Here is a 1,332-nt window from a genome sequence, read left to right as displayed (position 1 = left end):
TACTAAGCAATAGTGTCCTGTTTATTGACTGCGATAGTTATAATTTTTCTGAGCCAGGGCGGGAGTATGCTCTGAGCCAATTTATTGATAGTAACAATACTCGTTTAATCCTCAGCTGCAATCACCGAAAAATTGACTGTAAGCGGACTGTTGTTAACGTTGACATCCCCCCATTGAGCCACCAGGAACAATATGACCTGTGGGAATGCCATATAGGGTCAGCAGCAGCCGAACTTAACGGTCAACTTGAGCGCATCGCCGTTCAGTTTAACCTCAGTAGTGCTAGTATTCAAGCCGCCTGTGATCAATTCAAAATTCAAAATTCAAATGTTCAATTATGGGATTTATGCCGCCAAATCAGCCGTAATCAATTAGAACACTTAGCGCAACCGATAAATGCTACGGCTACCTGGGACGATCTGGTATTACCAACCCCACAACGGCTGCTTCTTGGGGATATTGCCACTCATCTCAGATACAAGTATAAAGTCTATCAGGAATGGGGTTTCGCCCACAAAGGCGACCGGGGATTGGGCATCAGCGCCCTATTTTATGGTGCTAGCGGAACTGGTAAAACCATGGCAGCAGAGGTATTAGCCAACGAATTTCGCCTCTCTCTTTATCGCATCGACCTAAGTAGAGTTGTCAGTAAATATATTGGAGAGACCGAAAAGAATCTGCGGCGGATCTTTGATGCTGCTGAAACAGGTTTTGCTATTCTACTGTTTGACGAAGCGGATGCCCTGTTTGGTAAGCGTACCCAAGTTAAAGACAGTCACGACCCCAACGCTAACATCGAAGTCAGCTATTTGCTGCAACGAATGGAAGCGTATCAAGGGTTAGCTATTTTGACCACCAATTTCCAAAGCGCTCTCGATAGTGCCTTTGAGCGCCGGATTCGCTTTGTGGTCGAGTTTCCAATTCCTGGACCCGAAATCCGTACCCAAATTTGGCAACGGATTTTTCCGACTATGACACCAACCCAAAACTTAAATTACCAGAAACTGGGTCAACTAAAAGTAGCAGGCGGAAATATTCGCAATATTGCCCTAAATGCCGCTTTTTTGGCCGCCGCCGCCGATGAAGCCGTGAACATGGAACATATCTATGAAGCGACAAAACGGGAATATCAAAAGTTGAAGAAAATGTTGACAAACGAAGAGATTGAAGGCTGGTTTTAGTTGTGGGGAGTTAATGGGAATCGGGAATCGGGAATCGGGAATCGGGAATCGGGAATCGGGAATCGGGAATCGGGAGGTAGTAGGGTGGGCAAATGCTGACCCTCTGACAACAATATCTCGAATCGGGTCGATTTGCCCACCTTCCCTGAGC

At 46.2% G+C, this 1,332-nt stretch carries 1 protein-coding gene; it reads left to right on the top strand.

Going from position 1 to position 1,332, the window contains the following annotated elements; genetic code table 11:
- Positions 1–1,181, top strand: a 1,181-nt coding sequence (locus tag F6K37_RS42735) for an ATP-binding protein (RefSeq protein ID WP_287257265.1), incomplete at its 5' end; no start/stop codon positions are given.
- Positions 1,182–1,332 lie beyond the last annotated feature (151 nt).

Origin of the sequence: Moorena sp. SIO4E2, from assembly GCF_010671945.1 — a bacterium.
Classification (GTDB): domain Bacteria; phylum Cyanobacteriota; class Cyanobacteriia; order Cyanobacteriales; family Coleofasciculaceae; genus Moorena; species Moorena producens.
Note: the sequence above shows the minus strand (reverse complement) of the source record. Positions and strands in the feature narration are given on the sequence as shown.